General features: G+C 43.3%; 14 protein-coding genes and 1 tRNA gene. 8 read left to right on the top strand and 7 right to left on the bottom strand.

The window, feature by feature from the left end; genetic code table 11:
* Nucleotides 1–305 precede the first annotated feature (305 nt).
* Nucleotides 306–1697, bottom strand: a complete 1392-nt coding sequence (locus tag KGY70_01330) for a 1-acyl-sn-glycerol-3-phosphate acyltransferase (GenBank protein ID MBS3773805.1) — start codon at nucleotides 1695–1697, stop codon at nucleotides 306–308.
* On the bottom strand, nucleotides 1676–2632 hold the full coding sequence (locus KGY70_01325) for a bile acid:sodium symporter family protein (GenBank protein ID MBS3773804.1): 957 nt from the start codon (nucleotides 2630–2632) through the stop codon (nucleotides 1676–1678). The genes KGY70_01330 and KGY70_01325 overlap by 22 nt, the downstream gene beginning before the upstream one ends.
* A gap of 91 nt (nucleotides 2633–2723) precedes the next feature.
* Here KGY70_01325 and KGY70_01320 point away from each other — a divergent pair, with 91 nt between their 5' ends.
* Nucleotides 2724–2861, top strand: a complete 138-nt coding sequence (locus tag KGY70_01320; protein ID MBS3773803.1) for a hypothetical protein — start codon at nucleotides 2724–2726, stop codon at nucleotides 2859–2861.
* Nucleotides 2862–3058: 197 nt separating this feature from the next.
* Here KGY70_01320 and KGY70_01315 read toward each other — a convergent pair whose 3' ends face one another.
* Nucleotides 3059–4525 carry a nodulation protein NfeD gene (locus KGY70_01315; protein MBS3773802.1) on the bottom strand — a complete coding sequence of 489 codons (1467 nt, stop codon included), beginning with the start codon at nucleotides 4523–4525 and terminating at the stop codon, nucleotides 3059–3061.
* Between the two features lie 517 nt (nucleotides 4526–5042).
* Here KGY70_01315 and purB point away from each other — a divergent pair.
* The 4 genes from purB (at nucleotide 5043) to KGY70_01295 (ending at nucleotide 11209) form a co-directional block, all read left to right on the top strand.
* On the top strand, nucleotides 5043–6395 hold the full coding sequence (gene purB, locus KGY70_01310; GenBank protein ID MBS3773801.1) for an adenylosuccinate lyase: 1353 nt from the start codon (nucleotides 5043–5045) through the stop codon (nucleotides 6393–6395).
* Between the two features lie 128 nt (nucleotides 6396–6523).
* Nucleotides 6524–7345 carry a serine/threonine-protein phosphatase gene (locus KGY70_01305; GenBank protein ID MBS3773800.1) on the top strand — a complete coding sequence of 274 codons (822 nt, stop codon included), beginning with the start codon at nucleotides 6524–6526 and terminating at the stop codon, nucleotides 7343–7345.
* Between the two features lie 21 nt (nucleotides 7346–7366).
* Nucleotides 7367–9733, top strand: coding sequence for an AAA family ATPase (locus KGY70_01300; GenBank protein MBS3773799.1), 2367 nt, complete (start codon nucleotides 7367–7369; stop codon nucleotides 9731–9733).
* Between the two features lie 342 nt (nucleotides 9734–10075).
* A complete protein-coding gene (locus tag KGY70_01295; protein ID MBS3773798.1) occupies nucleotides 10076–11209 on the top strand; it encodes a nitronate monooxygenase in 1134 nt (377 codons plus the stop codon).
* 138 nt (nucleotides 11210–11347) lie between these two features.
* On the opposite strand, the gene KGY70_01290 is transcribed toward KGY70_01295, so the two are convergent.
* Nucleotides 11348–11920, bottom strand: coding sequence for a YIP1 family protein (locus KGY70_01290; protein MBS3773797.1), 573 nt, complete (start codon nucleotides 11918–11920; stop codon nucleotides 11348–11350).
* A 101-nt stretch (nucleotides 11921–12021) separates the two neighbouring features.
* Between KGY70_01290 and KGY70_01285 the strand changes: the two genes are divergently transcribed.
* Complete coding sequence (locus KGY70_01285) at nucleotides 12022–12264, top strand: MCE family protein (GenBank protein MBS3773796.1); 243 nt, start codon at nucleotides 12022–12024, stop codon at nucleotides 12262–12264.
* Nucleotides 12265–12498: 234 nt separating this feature from the next.
* On the top strand, nucleotides 12499–13914 hold the full coding sequence (locus tag KGY70_01280; GenBank protein ID MBS3773795.1) for a PQQ-dependent sugar dehydrogenase: 1416 nt from the start codon (nucleotides 12499–12501) through the stop codon (nucleotides 13912–13914).
* A gap of 160 nt (nucleotides 13915–14074) precedes the next feature.
* Here the strand turns inward: KGY70_01280 and KGY70_01275 are convergent.
* Together KGY70_01275 and rlmD are read right to left on the bottom strand one after the other, a co-directional pair.
* Nucleotides 14075–14161 (bottom strand) — tRNA-Ser (locus KGY70_01275).
* 95 nt (nucleotides 14162–14256) lie between these two features.
* Entirely contained in the window at nucleotides 14257–15669 is a 1413-nt protein-coding gene (gene rlmD / locus KGY70_01270) for a 23S rRNA (uracil(1939)-C(5))-methyltransferase RlmD (protein ID MBS3773794.1), read from the bottom strand.
* A gap of 270 nt (nucleotides 15670–15939) precedes the next feature.
* Between rlmD and KGY70_01265 the strand changes: the two genes are divergently transcribed.
* A complete protein-coding gene (locus KGY70_01265; protein ID MBS3773793.1) occupies nucleotides 15940–17121 on the top strand; it encodes a beta-lactamase family protein in 1182 nt (393 codons plus the stop codon).
* Between the two features lie 23 nt (nucleotides 17122–17144).
* Here the strand turns inward: KGY70_01265 and KGY70_01260 are convergent, their stop codons facing one another.
* On the bottom strand, nucleotides 17145–17831 hold the full coding sequence (locus tag KGY70_01260; protein MBS3773792.1) for a Crp/Fnr family transcriptional regulator: 687 nt from the start codon (nucleotides 17829–17831) through the stop codon (nucleotides 17145–17147).
* Between the last annotated feature and the right edge of the window lie 64 nt (nucleotides 17832–17895).

Here is a 17895-nt window from a genome sequence, read left to right as displayed (position 1 = left end):
GATTCTACAGCGCTCCATCTGAGAGCTTTGAATGAGGCAAAAACCATTCATGGAGCGCAACATGCAGACCTTTCTTTCCTGAGGTAATTATCAAAATAAAAAAAATCACGACGGCACGAGGGCACGAGGGCACGACGGCACGACGGCACGACGGTACGAAAGAACGATGGAATGAAAAAGAAATTAATAGCTATGAGTCAACAAGTAAATCAAGCTACAGGCACCAACTTTAGCTACAGCCAACCCGAGACCCGAAAGATATTTCCTGCTCCACGCTCCATGCTCCAAACCCTGAACGCTTTGCCCTAGGCATTAGACCCTACGCGCTCTTCCACCCACCGGTCAACAGTTCGTATTATTTCCTCACGGAGCTTACGGAGCATATTAAACCGCTCCGGTTTTTTCATCCTGAACAGCTCATAACGGACCTTAAGCCACCACCTTTTCAGCAGGCGGTAATACTGATATGCGGCATAACCTGTTAAAGGCAGACTTACCAGGTAAGCGAGTCTCCACCATCCATTGTCAACAAACTGACTGAAAACCACAAGCTGAACCAAATAAAACAGGGGAAACAAAATAAGGGCCAACCCAAAGCGAATGGAGCTATAAAACTGAGGATCTTTTACATTCCGGTTGGCCAGGCCGGGAAGAAAAAACGGAAGGGCATTGTTGACCAAGCCATAAAAAAACAAAGGCAAAAACAGTACAAAAAGAGAAGAAGTTACAAGCAGTAGCGGCATGGAAAACGTTTGCCGCTCAAACAACCAGGGGCGAAAATTCAGCCGGTGCAGGTGTTTCTGAAATTTCCTCACTTTTCTGCCAAGCGCTTCACCTTCATGAGGCTCCTCTTGTATCTTACTTTCACAAATACCAACCAGCCTCCTGTCGGCTTTGAACTTCTGCGGATGACTCAAATCAGGGAGATTCATCTGCTCCTTCATCCTTTTCCTGTAAATCTCCCGTAAGTGGTCAATAAGATGATACCGATGCACTTCACCTATATGAATCATTACCTTCTTTAATTCCTCTGCAATCCGGTTCTTTAGAGAATTATAAGCCCTGGAGGAATTTTGAAGGTATTCATCCTGAAAAGATTCAACTGGAATAGGTTCTCCAAAGTTGACCAGCAAGGATTTGTGAAACTTATAATAATTCTCATAATCCAATCCCACAGGTACTATGTAAAGCCCCAGACGGAAATTGTTTTTTTCCTCTGCCTGTAGGGCCATCCGGCAAATTCCTTTTTTCAGGGGGCGGAGTGCTTTTCTATCTCCGTGATTCCCCTCAGGAAAGATCACAAGAGCGCCTTTAGCAAATAAAACTTCACTCACCTTATTCAGAACCCTTTCGTTGTTCTGCAGGCTGGTATAACCGTCGCGAATGCGATATACGGGCATTAGCTTTAAAAAACCCAGTATGGAAGCGATCACTTTATTTTTAAAGATATCGGCACGGGCAAGAAATACCGGCTGGCCGGAAATCGAATAAAGTACAGCCAATGCATCCATCAGGGCATTTTGATGATTGGGGGCAAAGATCACCGGTGCATCATCCGGGATCCTGTGCTTGTTTTGCACATAAATCTTTCGGAAATATAAACGAAATACGGTTTCAACGTATGATTTCAACAATGCATATCCCGGATCCCGTTTTTCAATGTTGCGCTGTGGTGTCATACCCCTTTTCTCTGCCATACCAATGAATTATCTCTCTTTTGAAGCGGTTTTCTTGACCAAATCCCAGCGATAACCATACCAGCAATAATATGCCATATTCCCCACCAGGCAGCAATAAAAGCCATACCTCCCAGGCCGCCGAAAATATTTGGATTGAATATCAACACGAGCGCCAGACCGGAATTTTGAATACCCGTTTCTATGGTAACAGACCGTCTGTCAATTCGGGGAAGGTTAAATGCCGTGCCTATCGAAAAGCCTGCCACCAAAGCCAGACCGTTATGCGCCAGAACAATAAGAAATATCAGATGAATGTATTCAATAAAATAGCTGAAGTTATTGGATAAAGCCACAACTACAAACCCTGCGAAAATAATTATAGACATGATCTTAATGGGCCTGACAATGCGCCGGGTTGTTTCCGGAAATTTCCTTGAAAAAAGTACCCCAAGCACCATGGGAATGCCCAGCAAAATAACAACCGTTTGCAACATATGCCAGGGATCAATCTCAATGGGCATAATCAGATTCGAAGCCTTTTCGTAGAGGCCTCCCCAGAAGGCAAAATTCAAAGGAGTGAGAAAAATAGAGCCGAGCGTGGCAAAACCGGTAAGCGTAACCGAAAGGGCTGTATTTCCCCGGGCTAGATGCGAAATGAAGTTGGAAATATTGCCCCCGGGACACGATGCCACCAGCAGCATACCCAAAGCCACACTAGCTGTAGGCTGTATAAGCAAAACCAACAGAAAGGTGAGCGCCGGCAGGATCAAAAACTGGGAGAGGAAACCAATGACAGCCGATTTGGGGTGCTTTAGTATCTTTTTAAAATTCTCCGTATTGATTTCAAGAGCCACACCAAACATAATGAAGGCCAGGGAGATATTAAGAACCAAAAGGCCCGAAGGACTGAAATTCAGTCTGACTTCATCCAATACCTGTAAGGCTTGCTCCATAATCAATACTTTAAGCGCTCAAAGTTATAACTTTTTAATGATTCCCCTACCGGAAAACCAATATTCATAATAATCGGTTGCCTCTGCCGTATTGTCAGAGATTGGGGAACGATTGTACGACGGCACGAGGGCACGAAAGAACGACGGCACGATGGAACGACGGCACGACAGCACGATGGAACGAGAGAGCGATGGAATGAAGGCGCGATGGAACGACGGAAGTGAGTGACGAGTTGTGAGCAAAAACAGGAAGACGAATTGAAAGACATTTGTAGAGCCACGCCGTGGCGTGGGTCAATTAGAGGCATGAAAGAACGACGGCACGACAGGACGAGAAGACGAGAAGACAGGAAGAGAAGAAAGGGAGAAGACAGCGCTCAGTGCTCAGTTCTCAGTTCCCAGTTCCCAGTTCTCAGATCCCAGTTCTCAGCTCTCCTCTTCCTTTATAACCACCAACTGGCTGGTACCGTACTGAATCACTTTTACCTTTTCGCCTTTGTCAATAAATCCAACTTCTGCACGGGCATCATAGATTTCCCCGTCAACCTCCACCTTTCCACCTGGCCGGAGTACCGTACTGGCGACTCCTGTTTTGCCCACCAGACTCTTCATTTCCATATCAACCCCTATATATCCTTCATCTGTTTGCTGGGTGCTGTCCAGCACAAGCTGGGAAAGACGGGTTGATGTCAGGAGTTTTTTGCTTAGATAGATGGAAAGTATCAGGGCAATGAAAATGGACAAGGAGACAATGAAGAAAGCTTTCAGCACTGCCTTGACGGCTTCTTCGGTGTGCAACTGATAGTCAAAAACAATGTTGTCGATCATACTCAACACCAAACCGGCTACAGTCAGCAGGATACCTCCAATACCGGCGACACCGAACCCCGGTATGGCGAAAATCTCGATGCCGATAAGGATTAACCCGAGAATGAAAAGACCAAGCTCCCAGTGCTGGGCAATGCCTTCGGCATAAAGGGGTGCAAAATAAAGGGCAGCCGCAATAACGGCGGCAAGCAAGGGGAATCCGATTCCCGGCGATTGCAATTCAAAATAAATACCTCCTACAATGATCATGATCAATATACTTTGAAATGCCGGGTTCATAAGAAAACCGGTCAGAGACTCCAGTCCTGTAATCTCATAACGCCGGATCTTGTAGGGCTGTATATTGGCCTTTTCAAGCAGTTCCTTTATATTTTCTCTTTTGCCTTCGCAATAACCGTTTTCAATGGCTTCCTCTGTAGTAAAGGTTAAAACCTTGGTATCATCTACCACACCTTCCACGGAAATTTCAGGATCTACCATGGCCTCAGCAATACGGGGATCCCTCCGCCACCGGATAAGTGTATCTTTCCCCCTTATGAGTGTATCCCTGCCCTGGGCCTCAGCAGTAGCCCGCATGGTCGACCGCATATATGACTGATACTTTTCAGGCATGACCTCACCCTGTTGATTGACCACCGAGGCCGCCCCTATCCGTGCCCCTTCCTTCATATAAATGCTGTCAGCAGCAATGGAGATCAACGCACCGGCTGAGGCAGCATTGTTGGTAATAAATACGATTACCGGTATCTTGCTGTCCAGAAACTTACTTCTTATGGAATCGGCAATATTCACCAAACCTCCGTAGGTATTCATATTGACAACGATATAATCTGCATTAAGCTCCTGTGCCTCGGCAAATGCCCGTTTGGTAAGTCGCCAGGCAGCCGGCTCAATGTTCTGGGTGATATCAAAATTGTATACCAGCAAACTGTCGGTGGGTTCATTCTGTCTTAAAGACTCCCTTCCTGCTGTTTCCCGGGGCAAAACCGAAAAACTTACCGCCAGTATGACCATCATGAATACCGTCTGTAGTGATAAAGCTCTTGTAAAGTTTATGTTTATCATGGTAATTATTAATACGATTTAGTGCATTCAGGTAAAAAGACACTCAAAGACTTTAGCCAAAGGTATAAAAAATTATCTTATGGACTGACAAAAAGCTTCCATTACTAAAAACGGCTGAATTACCGGTATATAATCCGGACTGAAACAAATCCATCCTATGTGCCTAATTAGAGGCTGTCTATAATGTCCGATGGCTTCGTTACGATCATTTTTCATGCCAATCAATTATATCTGGTAGAGACGTACGGCCGTACGTCTCTACATTTGGCATTCAAAACTCCCCAACCTTATCAGCGGACATTCCAGACGAGACTCTTTCAAATCTATTTGATTTTATGGACAAACACCAATTATTTATTTAACAATCCACACGCATTTTTTACAAATTTTAACAGCAAGGGTTCAATTCTAATTCACCTCCGAGCTTTCACTTCATTGTAAAGCGTATTTATTACGATTAAAAGAAAAACGGGAGCCAAATTTTTCTACTTTTGCCGAAACAAAAGTTTAAACCATTATGGATTTAAATGCACTTACGGCCATATCTCCCATAGATGGAAGATACCGAAGGAAAACAGAAGAAACAGACCGCTATTTCTCAGAATTCGGACTCATCAAATACCGCATCCGGATCGAAATGGAATATTTCATCCATCTGTGCCTTATTCCCCTTCCGGAACTGAAAAGTTTCAACCATGAGTTTTTTGAGCCTTTACGCAGGATATACAAAAACTTCGATCTCAAAGACGCAGAAAAGATCAAGGAAATTGAAAAAGAAACAAATCATGACGTAAAAGCGGTAGAATATTTCCTGAAGGAACAATTCATTGAGCTGGGGCTTAAAGATTATAAGGAATTCATACATTTCGGACTAACTTCGCAGGACATCAATAACACAGCCACACCGCTTTCACTGAAGGATGCATTTAACAACCATTACCTTCCCCATATTGAAAGTCTCCTTAAAAAGCTGGATGAACTTTCCCGGGAATGGAAGGACATTCCGATGCTTGCCCATACACACGGCCAGCCTGCATCACCTACACGGGTAGGAAAAGAAATCAGGGTTTTTTACGAGCGCCTAAACGAGCAGATGAGGCAACTGAAACAGATACCTTTTTCAGCGAAGTTCGGAGGGGCTACCGGTAATTTCAATGCCCATCACCTGGCTTATCCCGAAATCGACTGGGAAGCCTTCGCCGATAACTTTGTAAATAAAGGGCTGGGACTGGAAAGATCAAAGATCACCACCCAGATCGAACATTACGATAACCTGGCGTCATTTTTCCATGGTATGTGCCGGATCAACACCATTTTGACCGATCTTTCCAGGGATATGTGGAGTTATATCTCCATGAACTATTTCAAACAAAAGATCAAAAAAGGAGAAGTAGGTTCCTCGGTAATGCCCCATAAGGTAAACCCCATAGATTTTGAGAATGCAGAGGGAAACCTGGGCATGGCCAATGCCATCCTGGAACACATGGCATCCAAGCTTCCAATTTCCAGGTTGCAGAGAGATCTTACGGATTCTACCGTTTCCAGGAATATTGGCGTGCCTTTTGCCCATACACTCATTGCTTTTCAATCACTGACCAAAGGATTGAATAAAATTACACTGAACAAAGAAGCCATTGACCGGGACCTGGAGGAAAACTGGAGCGTTGTTGCCGAAGCAATCCAAACCATGCTGAGAAAAGAAGGAATAGAAAATCCGTACGAACTTTTAAAGCATTTTACTCGTAAAAACAAACAATTAACCCAAAACGACTTTATTGAATTCATAGATCAACTGGATGTGAATGAATCGGTCAGGGAAAAGCTCAAAAAAATCAGCCCGTGGAATTATACAGGTCTGGATTATTTTTAAATAAACAAAAGGTCATCTAAAGTAAAAATATATGGATTTGGTCAAAATTTACCCGTTTCTAAATGCTAATTTATCGTCATTTTTATTAATTTTATGAAATTACTGAGGACAATACAATACCAGTTGAGATGAATCAGGAAAAAATCAAAACATCGGAAGAAGAATATCTCAAGAAACTCGTTGAGCGCCAGAAGAAAGCCCTGAACGAAAGCCTGGAGTATGCCCAGTATATCCAAAAAGTGCTTCTTCCAAGTCAGGAAGATTTAAACAGGATGTTTCCCGATAATTTCGTATTCTTTTTACCCAGAGATATGGTGAGCGGTGATTTTTTCTGGTTGCGCCAGGTTCGGGAAAAAATTGTCCTGGCAGTGGGAGATTGCACAGGTCATGGTGTTCCCGGTGCTTTCATGAGCATACTGGGAATTACTTTTCTCAATGAAATTACCAACAGGGATCCCCTTCCCAAAGCAAACCGCATTTTAAACAGCATGCGGGAACGGATTATGAAAACCCTGAACCAAACAGGTGACAAAAAAGAGCTCAAGGACGGCATGGATCTGGCCCTGTTTATCTACAATCAAAAAACCAGAGAGCTTCAGTTTTCAGGAGCCAAAAATCCAATGTATCACTTTCACAAGGGCACCTTAAATGAAATTCGTGGAGACCGGATGCCCATCGGTATATACGCCTTATTCGAAAGTTCGTTCACAAACCATACCATTCAGGTTAAACCGGGCGACAGGGCCTATCTTTTCACAGACGGCTTTGTAGATCAACTCGGAGGCTCGGAATTCAAAAAATTCAAGTTTAAGAACTTCAGAAAACTCCTAACCGAAATACAATCCCATGAGTTACCTGAGCAAAAATCCATCCTGGATGAAAAGTTCAGGGAATGGAAAGGCAATTTTGAACAGGTAGATGACGTGTTGGTAATAGGGGTAAGCTTTTAATACAGATAAAATTAAATCATTATGAAATTAAAATCCTTCAGAATAAAAAATTATCGTTCCATAATTGATTCCGGATGGTGCAATACGGCCAATGACAATATCACCATACTGATCGGGCAGAATGAATCCGGAAAAACGACTGTACTGGAAGCCCTGGAAAGTTTTTATACTGGAAAAATATCAGAAGACATCCTGAGAAGCGACCTTTCCATGCCCGAAGTATACTGTTCCTTTGAATTAAATGACGACCAATACAAGGATATAGTCGACATCAACAAATTACCCCCCGAAGCCCTCAATATCATAAAAAAACTGGAGTCCATAAGCATCTGCAGAACCTGGGAGGATCTGCACAACAGCAGGATAAGCATTGAGGAAGAAGCCATCAGAAAATACTGGGATAAAAAGAAGGAGGAGAAAGAAAAATTACTGAACAATACCAGGCATCAACTGGCCGAGGTTTACACGGATTATGAAGAGACGAAAAAGGAATACGATGGCCTCATCAACCGGAAAGATGAGTTGGATCAACTCATCAGGGAAACAGAACATAACATTCAGGCACAAAAAAAGACGCTGAATAAATCCAAAAAAAACAAAAATGTTGCCCAGGCAAGGGAAAAGCTAAACGAACTGCAGGATACATTAAAACAGTACCAGGAAGAACACAGCGACATACAAAATAAAATAAAAGAACACGGGGAAAAGCTTCAGAGACTGGAAGACCAATACAAACTGGCCAGTGAGGTTGAAAACATCAATCAGGAAAAAGAACGCCTGGAGAACGAGGTTCAGAACAGATACAGGGATTTAAAGAATGCTGAAGCCGAATATAGCCTTCTCAACAATGAGAAGGAGCGAAGAAACGCTGAGATGCAGGTAAAAAGCCTGAGAGAGTCTTACAAGGAACTGAGCAGGCAGTTGTCCGGTAAGACAAGGGAATATGGGTTTAAGGTAAGAACGGCGGCAATGATCATGGAAGGTACACCAAAATCCCAAGCTGATAAGGAAGTAACCAATCAGATGGATATTGAAGACAATTACTATGATCTGGAAACCCTCGGGAGCCTTTTTTTCGACAATGCGCCGGTATTCGAATTTTTTCACGATTTCAGCAGCCTGCTGCCCAATAAGATCGACCTGGAAGACATCATTAACGAAAAAGAAAACGTAAAAGGCTTCAAAGCCGTTAAAAACTATCTGGAAATTACCAATCTGAAACCAGAATTCTTCAACCAGAAGAACAGCCGGATACTCAAGCAAAAGATCGAAAAGCTCAACAATGAGATCACGGTGGATTTCCATGAATACTGGAGACAAAATGTGGGCAAGAACAACAAAATCCACATTTCATTTGAGATGGAGCATTACGACCACAATACACCGGAAAAGGTAGGAAAACCCTACATTGAGTTCTGGATTAAGGATAAAGACGAAAGGCTCTATCCCCAGCAAAGAAGCCGCGGCGTGAGATGGTTTCTCTCCTTTTATCTTGAGCTGAAAGCCTTTGCCAAGCATAAGAACCGCGACCGTGTATTGTTAATAGACGAGCCGGCATTAAGCCTGCATGCAAGAGCCCAGGAGGATGTGCTCAAGGTATTCGAGGACCTCAAAAATGATGTGCAGATTCTCTATACCACACATTCACCGCATCTGATCAACGTTAACAAACTGTACCGGATTCTGGCCCTTCAAAGAGCCGATGAAGAAGAATACAGCGAAACAGTAATCTTTGAACCCGGTTCCTTCAAAACCGCCTCGAGTGACACCCTCTCCCCTATCTATGTATTGATGGGCACACGCCTGAACGATCAAAAATTTGTCCAGAAGGACAACAACATCATCGTAGAGGATATCGCTTCCTACTATTTCTTTAATGCCCTTTACAGGATTGTGGGACTGAATGAAGAACTTTATTTCCTGCCCGCCTCCGATGTTTCCAATGTCACTTCTCTGGCCAACCTGCTGATGGGTTGGAAACTCGGATTTTACATCATCCTGGGCAACCATGATGAAGGCCGGGATATATACGACTATTTCAGGCATAACCTTTTCCAGAACGATGATGAAAAAACCAAGGAGAAGATACTCATCCTGGATGAGGGCTTCAGAAAGATCGAGGACATCTTCTCCACACTTGATTTCAAAAAGCACATACTTAACAAACGCATTGGCATCACTGAAGCCAATTCGGATTATATCGAGAACAACAACATGTCAAGATCCATTCTGGGTTCCACCTTTCTTTCAAAAGTTCAGTCCGAAGAGTTGACATTGGAAGATTTTGACGAAGAAACCCGTGAGACCATCTACAACCTGGTGGAGAAATTTACAGACATGCTGGGAATCAAGGTACCAAAAGGCATCAAGGTCAAAAAGGCGGAGTAGCCTTAGAAAATAATGATTCAATGAACGACAGATGACCCATTGGGCTGAAGCTTCTATCTTCGCCTACCCTCCATTGCCGAAAGGAGGTGATCGGCGTTCGGTGTCTTGTGTAAGCTGCCAATTGCTCCATTGGATTAAATTCAAATTATAAAATTCAGGTAAAAATGAACATTTTTGCAGCAAACTTTGTTTGCAGCCGAAGATGATAATGGCCTGAAATATCTTACCATTTCATACAACCATTGACTCTTGCGGATTTATCACAAACAACTACAGATGCAAAAGCAGAGGTTCTGCTTTTTTACCATATAAAATAAGAAGCAATTAAAAATGAAAAATATTATGAATTTAGAATCCCTTAATATAGGAGACCTTTCTATACCCGTCCCCATCATACAGGGGGGAATGGGTGTTGGCATTTCCCTGTCAGGGCTTGCTTCGGCGGTAGCCAACATGGGAGGTGTCGGGGTCATATCATCGGTAGGCATCGGCTTGATAGGTCATAAAACCCACAAACAATACAGAAAAAGGAATATCGAAGCCATACGCAATGAAATCAGAAAAGCACGCAATCAAACAGACGGTATCCTTGGTGTCAATATCATGTCGGTGATTACCAATTTCAGTGATATGGTGCGTACTTCCCTTGAAGAAGGCATCGACATTATATTTTCGGGAGCAGGACTACCACTTGATTTACCGGGATACCTGGACAAGGAAAGTAAAACAAAGCTGGTGCCCATTGTTTCCTCCTCACGGGCAGCTTCGATCATCTGCAAGAAATGGAAACAAAATTATGATTATCTGCCAGACGCTATCGTTGTGGAAGGTCCCAAGGCAGGTGGACATCTGGGCTTTAAAGCAGAAGCCCTCCATAATGAAAACAACCGACTGGAGCATCTGGTGGAGGATGTACTTGGAGTTACTAAAAACATAGAGCAACAGTATGACCGGAAGATACCGGTAATAGCTGCCGGGGGTATTTACTCCGGGGCCGATATGTATAGCTTTATCCGGCAGGGAGCGGACGCTGTGCAACTGGGAACCCGTTTTGTGGCAACCGAAGAGTGTGATGCCTCTGTTGTCTTCAAAAATGCTTTTGTGGATGCTGATGAAGAGGACATTGAGATTATAAAAAGTCCGGTGGGCATGCCCGGAAGATCGCTTTCAAACCAATTTCTCCGGGAAGCAAAAGAAGGGAAACGAAAGCCGTCTGTGTGCAGACATCACTGCATCAAGTCATGTGATCCAAAAACTACTTCTTACTGTATTGCCCAGGCCCTGTTGGAAGCCTATAACGGTAATATGAACGACGGCTTTGCCTTTACCGGCGTGAATGCAGGCAAGGTCAAAGGAATTTCAACCGTTCCCATGGTTTTCGCTCAACTGCAAAACGAGTATTTGCAGGCTCAAAAAAGCCACCAGACGCATAATTGGAAAAAAATCCGTATTACAGAAGATTACGGGGAAAAATAGCGAAAAAGACACAGCTTACCTTTCAAGCCACACTGTAATCACAGAACATTCCACAAAAATACTGAAACAAAAAAACAGGAATATCGACATTTCCTGTTTTTTTGTTTTATCCTCTGCTTATAACGCCCACGGAGTGTGCTATACCAAACCGATAATGGCAAAAATAACCAGTAATACACCCAAGATGTAAGAAATTGCCTTGGCAGGCTTTTGGTCTCCTTTTAATGTACTTACAAGTGCATTATAAAGCATATACACACCGTACAGATGAACCAGCAGCGCGATCACCGCACCCAGCACGTAACTGATTCCACCGAAGAATCCCAGAATCGAACTGACGGGTAACACGACCATGATGGAAGCAGCTACCCGCATGTTGGCCTCATAATTTTTGTTGCCACTGCAAATGTAAGAGAGGGCCATAATAATCAATCCTGCAACAAACACACCCACAACAGCTCCGATGATGGTGCCGAAAAAACCTACTACAGCATCATTGCCGCTGTTACTACCTGCTGTAACACCTATTATATCCAACAGGCTCCAGATCAATATAAAGATTCCTGCTATAACCCCATAAACCAAAGCTTTAAGAATGGGTTCACCCAGACCTCCACTGATCTCCATTTCAGCGAAGTACGCTTTGGGTTGAAAAAGGGTTTGCTTTGAATCTTTATAAAACTTGCCGAAACTAAAACTACCATTACTCATTTTTGATGAATTTTATATGTTTAACAATTTGTCAAGATAATAAAAAAATGCATGAAGTCAAAAAAAATAATGTATTTTTATCAAAAATTTTAAAGCACATTATGAGAAATCGTTCACAAAAAATCCGTCTTGGGGTTTTTCTCTTTGTAAGTCTGGCAATACTGCTTTCTGTCATAGGTTTTTTAGCCGCCCGGGAGTTTTTCGAAAAAGAGGATATATATTATGTATCCTATGAAGGCGTTTCCGTTAGTGGCCTGGAGGTAGGCAGCCCTGTTAAATACATGGGAATCAATGTAGGAACCATTAAGCACATTACCATTGACCCCAGAATGTCAATAAGGTGATTATTGAACTGGCTTTAAAACCTGAAACCCCCATCAAGGAAAATGCCCGGGCCATTATCATGGACCCAACCCTGCTTTTCTGTGTCAGGGCTATATTTATTCGTGCACTAATGGCCATTTATTAAATAAACTGAATATAAATAATCTTCTGCAAACCATCCACAATTAAATTTTAATAAAAAATTCCTATATTTATCCTTGAAATTTCACATTCAACAAATAAATCATTCATTTATGAAAAATTTACCGATGCACTTATTCACCGGGCTGCTTATTCTTCTACCTGTAATGGCTATTCAGGCGCAGGAGAATGAGGGAAGACAACTGTACAAGCAACATTGTGCCCAGTGCCACGGGGCCGAATTAGACGGAGGCAATGCCCAGAGTTTAATCAACGGTGTATGGCAGTATGGAGGAGGCAGAAGCTATAAATTCCGCAACATCAAATTCGGCATTCCACATGTAGGCATGCCGGCATATGATGAAACCCTGAGCGATGACGAAATAGATCGGGTGCTTGCTTATATTGAGGATTTTGAGACGGAAAGAAGCCAAGACAGAGAGGAAATACCACTCGATCTGCAGACACTGGATTACCAGATGGAGATGGAGGTGATCACCGATAAGCTGGAAATACCCTGGGCCATTGATTTCATTGGTGATAACAAAATACTGGTCACCGAGCGGCCAGGGCGGCTGCGGATCATCGAAAACGACCAACTGATGGAGGAGCCGGTAAAGAATACACCGGAAGTTTTGCACAGCGGACAGGGTGGTCTGCTTGATGTTAAGGTAGATCCCCAATATGAAAAAAACGGTTGGATATACCTGGCCTATAGCCATGAGCTGAAAGAAGAAAATGAAGGAGAGCGTACACCCGCCATGACAAGGATAGTAAGAGGCAAAATAAAAGACAATACCTGGACCGGGCAGGAGGTAATCTTTGAGGCGCCACATGATACTTACCGCACCACAAGATATCACTATGGCAGCCGCATCGTATTTGATCCCGAGGGATATCTCTATTTCAGCATAGGAGACCGCGGAGCACAAGACCAGGCCCAGGATTTGAGCCGTCCAAACGGAAAGATCCACCGGATCAACCCAGATGGAAGCATACCAAAAGACAATCCCTTTAAGGACCGAAAAGGTGCACTGCCTTCCATATTCGCCTTCGGATCAAGAAATGCCCAGGGGCTGGGTGTGCATCCTGAAACTGGCGAAATTTGGGAAACCGAACACGGACCTATGGGAGGAGATGAAATCAACCTGATACAGGGGGGAAAAAATTATGGATGGCCGGTCATCACCTACGGAAAAAACTACGATGGAACCATCATCACCGAGGAGACCGATAGACCCGGCATGATGCAGCCGATACTTTACTATAAACCTTCGATCGCTGTATGCGGTATGTCTTTTTATACCGGTGATGAATTTCCAAAATGGAACAACGATCTGCTGGTAACAGCCCTTCGCTTTGAAGAGGTTCAGCTTCTCCGTGTTTACGATCACCGGATTCTGCATACCGAAACCATATTGAAAAACGCGGGCCGTGTCAGAGATGCAGCCCCCGGTCCGGATGGCGCCATTTATGTGGTTGTAAACCAGCCAGGACGCATTTTGAAGCTGACCAATGCGGATAAATAAAGGGTCTAAACAAAAAAGGCTTCCTGCAATACAGAAAGCCTTTAGACCTAGCGGAGGAAGAGGGATTACTGCATTTCATTCCGTGATCCCTCTTCAACAAATCCATTCTCTTTCACAAACAAAAAAGGCTTCCTGCAATACAGAAAGCCTTTAGACCTAGCGGAGGAAGAGGGATTCGAACCCCCGGACACCGCAAGGTGTCAACGGTTTTCAAGACCGCCGCGTTCGTCCACTCCGCCATTCCTCCGGTTGCAAAACTAATACTTTAATTTTATCCGCCAAAACCTGTTGGCAAAAATAAGAACGAAAATCATTGCCGTAGATTATGCAAGGGAATGGTGTTCAGTCCAAGCGCTTTTCCAGCAATACCAAATTCTCCACATGATAGGTATGGGGAAACATATCCACAGGCTGAACATCCATTACCCTGTATTTCCCGGCCAGCATGTAAATATCCCTGGCCTGCGTGGCGGGATTGCAGCTTACATATACAATTCTGGCCGGTTCTGCCCTGAGAACATTGCTTACCACATCCTTGTGCATGCCGGCTCTCGGCGGGTCGGTTACCAAAACCTGCGGGTATCCGTACCGGCTGAAGCAATCCTCATTCAGCAGCTCCTTCATATCTCCGTGAATAAAGGTGGTATTGTTTAGCCTGTTTAATTCGGCATTCTGCCTGGCATCATCTATGGCTTCTTTTACCGACTCAATACCCACCACATGTTTGCAGTGTGGAGCCAGAAAATTGGCAATGGTGCCGGTGCCGGTGTAAAGATCATAAACCCTTTCGTCACCCTGCAAATTCGCAAACCGCCTTACCAGTTTATAAAGCTCGTATGCCTGCCGGGAATTGGTTTGATAAAATGATTTTGGCCCTACTTTAAACTTTAAACCTTCCATCTCTTCATAAATAAATGCCCTGCCATAATATAAAACGGGATCCAGGTCAAAGATCGAATCATTGGCTTTGGGATTGATCATATAAAACAGGGAGGTGATCTCCGGGAAGGCCTCCTTCAGATAGTCCAGAATGGATTCCCTTGCAGAAGGATCATCTAAGGCAAAAACCAAAATCACCATCACTTCATCAGTAGAAGAAGTACGGATGATCAGGTTGCGCAGGAAACCTTCATGTTTTCTCAGATCGAAAAAACTGTATCCGTTTCTGATCGCAAAATCCTTTACGGCCAGCCGGATTCTGTTGGACGGTTCTTTCTGCAGATAGCAATGTTCAATATCCACGACCTTATCCCAGCGGCCGGGAATATGCAGGCCCAAGCCCCTCAGCTCCTTCTCTTCATCGGGTAAGTCCATCTCTTCTTTTCTCAACCACCGGATACTGGAAAAGGTAAACTCCATTTTGTTCCGGTAATACCGGGTATCCGGTGCCGGAAGGATATCTCTTACCAGCGGTAGATCAACCTTTGCTATACGCTCGAGATTATCAGTTACCTGCTGCCGCTTGTACTTTAATTGTTCGGAATAGGGCAAATCCTGCCACTTACAGCCACCACACAGGTCAAAATGTTTACAAAAAGGCTCGACACGCTTATCCGAATATTGGTGGAACCTTAAAGGCAGCCCTTCCATATAGGATTTTTTCTTCCGGGTTATCTTGATATCCACTACATCACCGGGCAAGGCTTTGGTCACAAATACCACCTGATTGTCAACCCTGGCAATGGATTTTCCTTCAGCTCCTATATCAAGTATCGGTACCTCTTCGTAAACCGGTAATCGCTTCTTTCTTCCCACTTTTTAATCACTTTTTTGTTAAAAGATCAATCCGGGATAATTGCCTGTACACAACTCCCGAACATTTTCTCTTTCTCCTTGTTGATACAAATGTACAATATTTGGCATGGATTTTCTAACCCGAATCATTTGTAAATCATTCGCACCGGACAAGATGATAATTGAAGTATATTTCATAAAAACATGTCTTATTATTAACAAAAAATCAAACAACTATTGACTCATATAAAATTTTACCTTACTTTTGAAACCTTTAAACGGAGTAAAAGCATGAAAGCCCTAAAATTCGGAAAACTAAACACATTGCTTGGAATCACCCTAATGATGGTGATATTTATTCTCCCCATTTCCTTCACTACGTTCACCTTTCCCACTTCGGCAAGTAGTGTGGCACATGGGGAATACAATATAGAGGAATCGGAGATCGCCCAACTCATGTACAGCAAAAAAATAGAAAAAATCGATTCTTTTCTTAATATACACCACCAAAGCATAAATTTCCAGGGAAATGTGCTGGTGGCTCATAATAACTACCTGATTTACAACAAATCATTTGGTTATTCCGATCCGAAAAACAACACCCCCCTATCCGACGATCACATATTTCAGGTGGCTTCGATAACCAAACAGTTCACTGCCATGGGGATAATGATACTCAAAGAGCGGGGCTTACTGGATTACTCCGATTCAGCCCATCGATACATCGACCATTTCCCCTATAAAGATATCACCATCAGGCAATTGCTTAATCATACATCAGGCCTTGCCAATTATATGTGGTTATTAGAACATTACTGGAACAAAGACAGACCTCCCTATAACGATGATGTTATGGATATGCTTGCCAGGCACAGGTTAAACCTGTATTTTAAACCAGGTACAAGATTCCACTATACCAATACGGGATATGTGGTACTGGCTTCTATAATAGAAAACATCACAGGGATGCGATACGATGCCTTTATGGAAGAGAACATCTTTGACCCCCTGGATATGAATAATAGTTATGTTTACAGCACGGCTTACGGAAAAAACAACCACCAACATGTAAATGGCTACCGCCAGTGGGGTCGCTATTTCAGAAACGTCTCTCCTACCGTAAACGACGGAACAGTGGGTGACAAAGGCGTATACTCTTCTGTTAGCGATCTGTATAAATGGGACCAGGGGCTGTATGAAAACAAGCTCATTTCAGAACAGACCAAGAAAGAAGCATTTCAATCACTTGAACTGAAAAACGGAAATCACTATCCCTATGGCTTCGGATTCAGGTTAAAGGAATCCAACGGCAAAAAGATGGTTTACCATTATGGCAAATGGAACGGTTTCAGAACCGGTATCATCCGATTTATTGAGGATACCAGCACAATCATCATCCTGAACCATACCGACCGGCCTTATAACAGCAGAATCACAAGGAATATAGATCAAATATTGCACGAAAAAACCTGAGTCGTCATATTATTGCCGGTTTCTCATCCCCGTTCACTGATACTTTCCAGCTCAAAATCATCAAGAATCTGGATCTTTCTTCCATTCAGGGAAATGATATTTTCCCTGGCAAATGAAGAAAGGGTTCTTATGGCATTGGAGGTGGTCATATTGGAAAGATTGGCCAGGTCTTCACGGGAAAGATAGACTTTAAGAGTAGCTCCGTCCTCTTCAAATCCATAGGTGTCTTTCAGAAATATCAGGGATTCAGCAAGTCTTCCCCGGATATGTTTCTGCGTTAAAGTAACCGTACGGGTATTGGAGAATCCGAGTTCTGAAGCCAGGTATTCAATGATCTTAAGACCGAATTCGCCGTTTTCTTTCAGTATATCGAAGAGCGTCTGTTTCTCAATGGTATAGATATCTGACTCTTCAATGGCTTCGGCGGTAGCAAGATAGTTTTGTTTGGCAAACAATGCGCGGAAACCTATGAATCCATTCGGCCGTGCCATGCGAACGATCTGCTCCCTCCCCCCGACTCCTTCTTTATAGATTTTTACCTTTCCTGTGGAAAGAAAAAGAAGGCCTGTGGGTTTATCACCTTCTTTGTAAATGATTTCATTTTTTTTATAGTGGGCCAGTGTACTCTTTTCCTTCAAACGATCCTTTTGCTCGTCTTTAAGGACCCGAAACACATTCATTTTATCTATAACATGCACACCTTCGCTCATTCTATTGGGCCGTTATTTACATAAATTGAAAAAATATGTTATTCAACAGCAAATGTATATAATT

The sequence above is a fragment of the Bacteroidales bacterium genome (genome assembly GCA_018334875.1).
GTDB lineage: Bacteria > Bacteroidota > Bacteroidia > Bacteroidales > UBA12077 > JAGXLC01.
The sequence above is the reverse complement of the archived record's forward strand: the minus strand, read 5'-3'. Positions and strand labels throughout refer to the sequence as shown.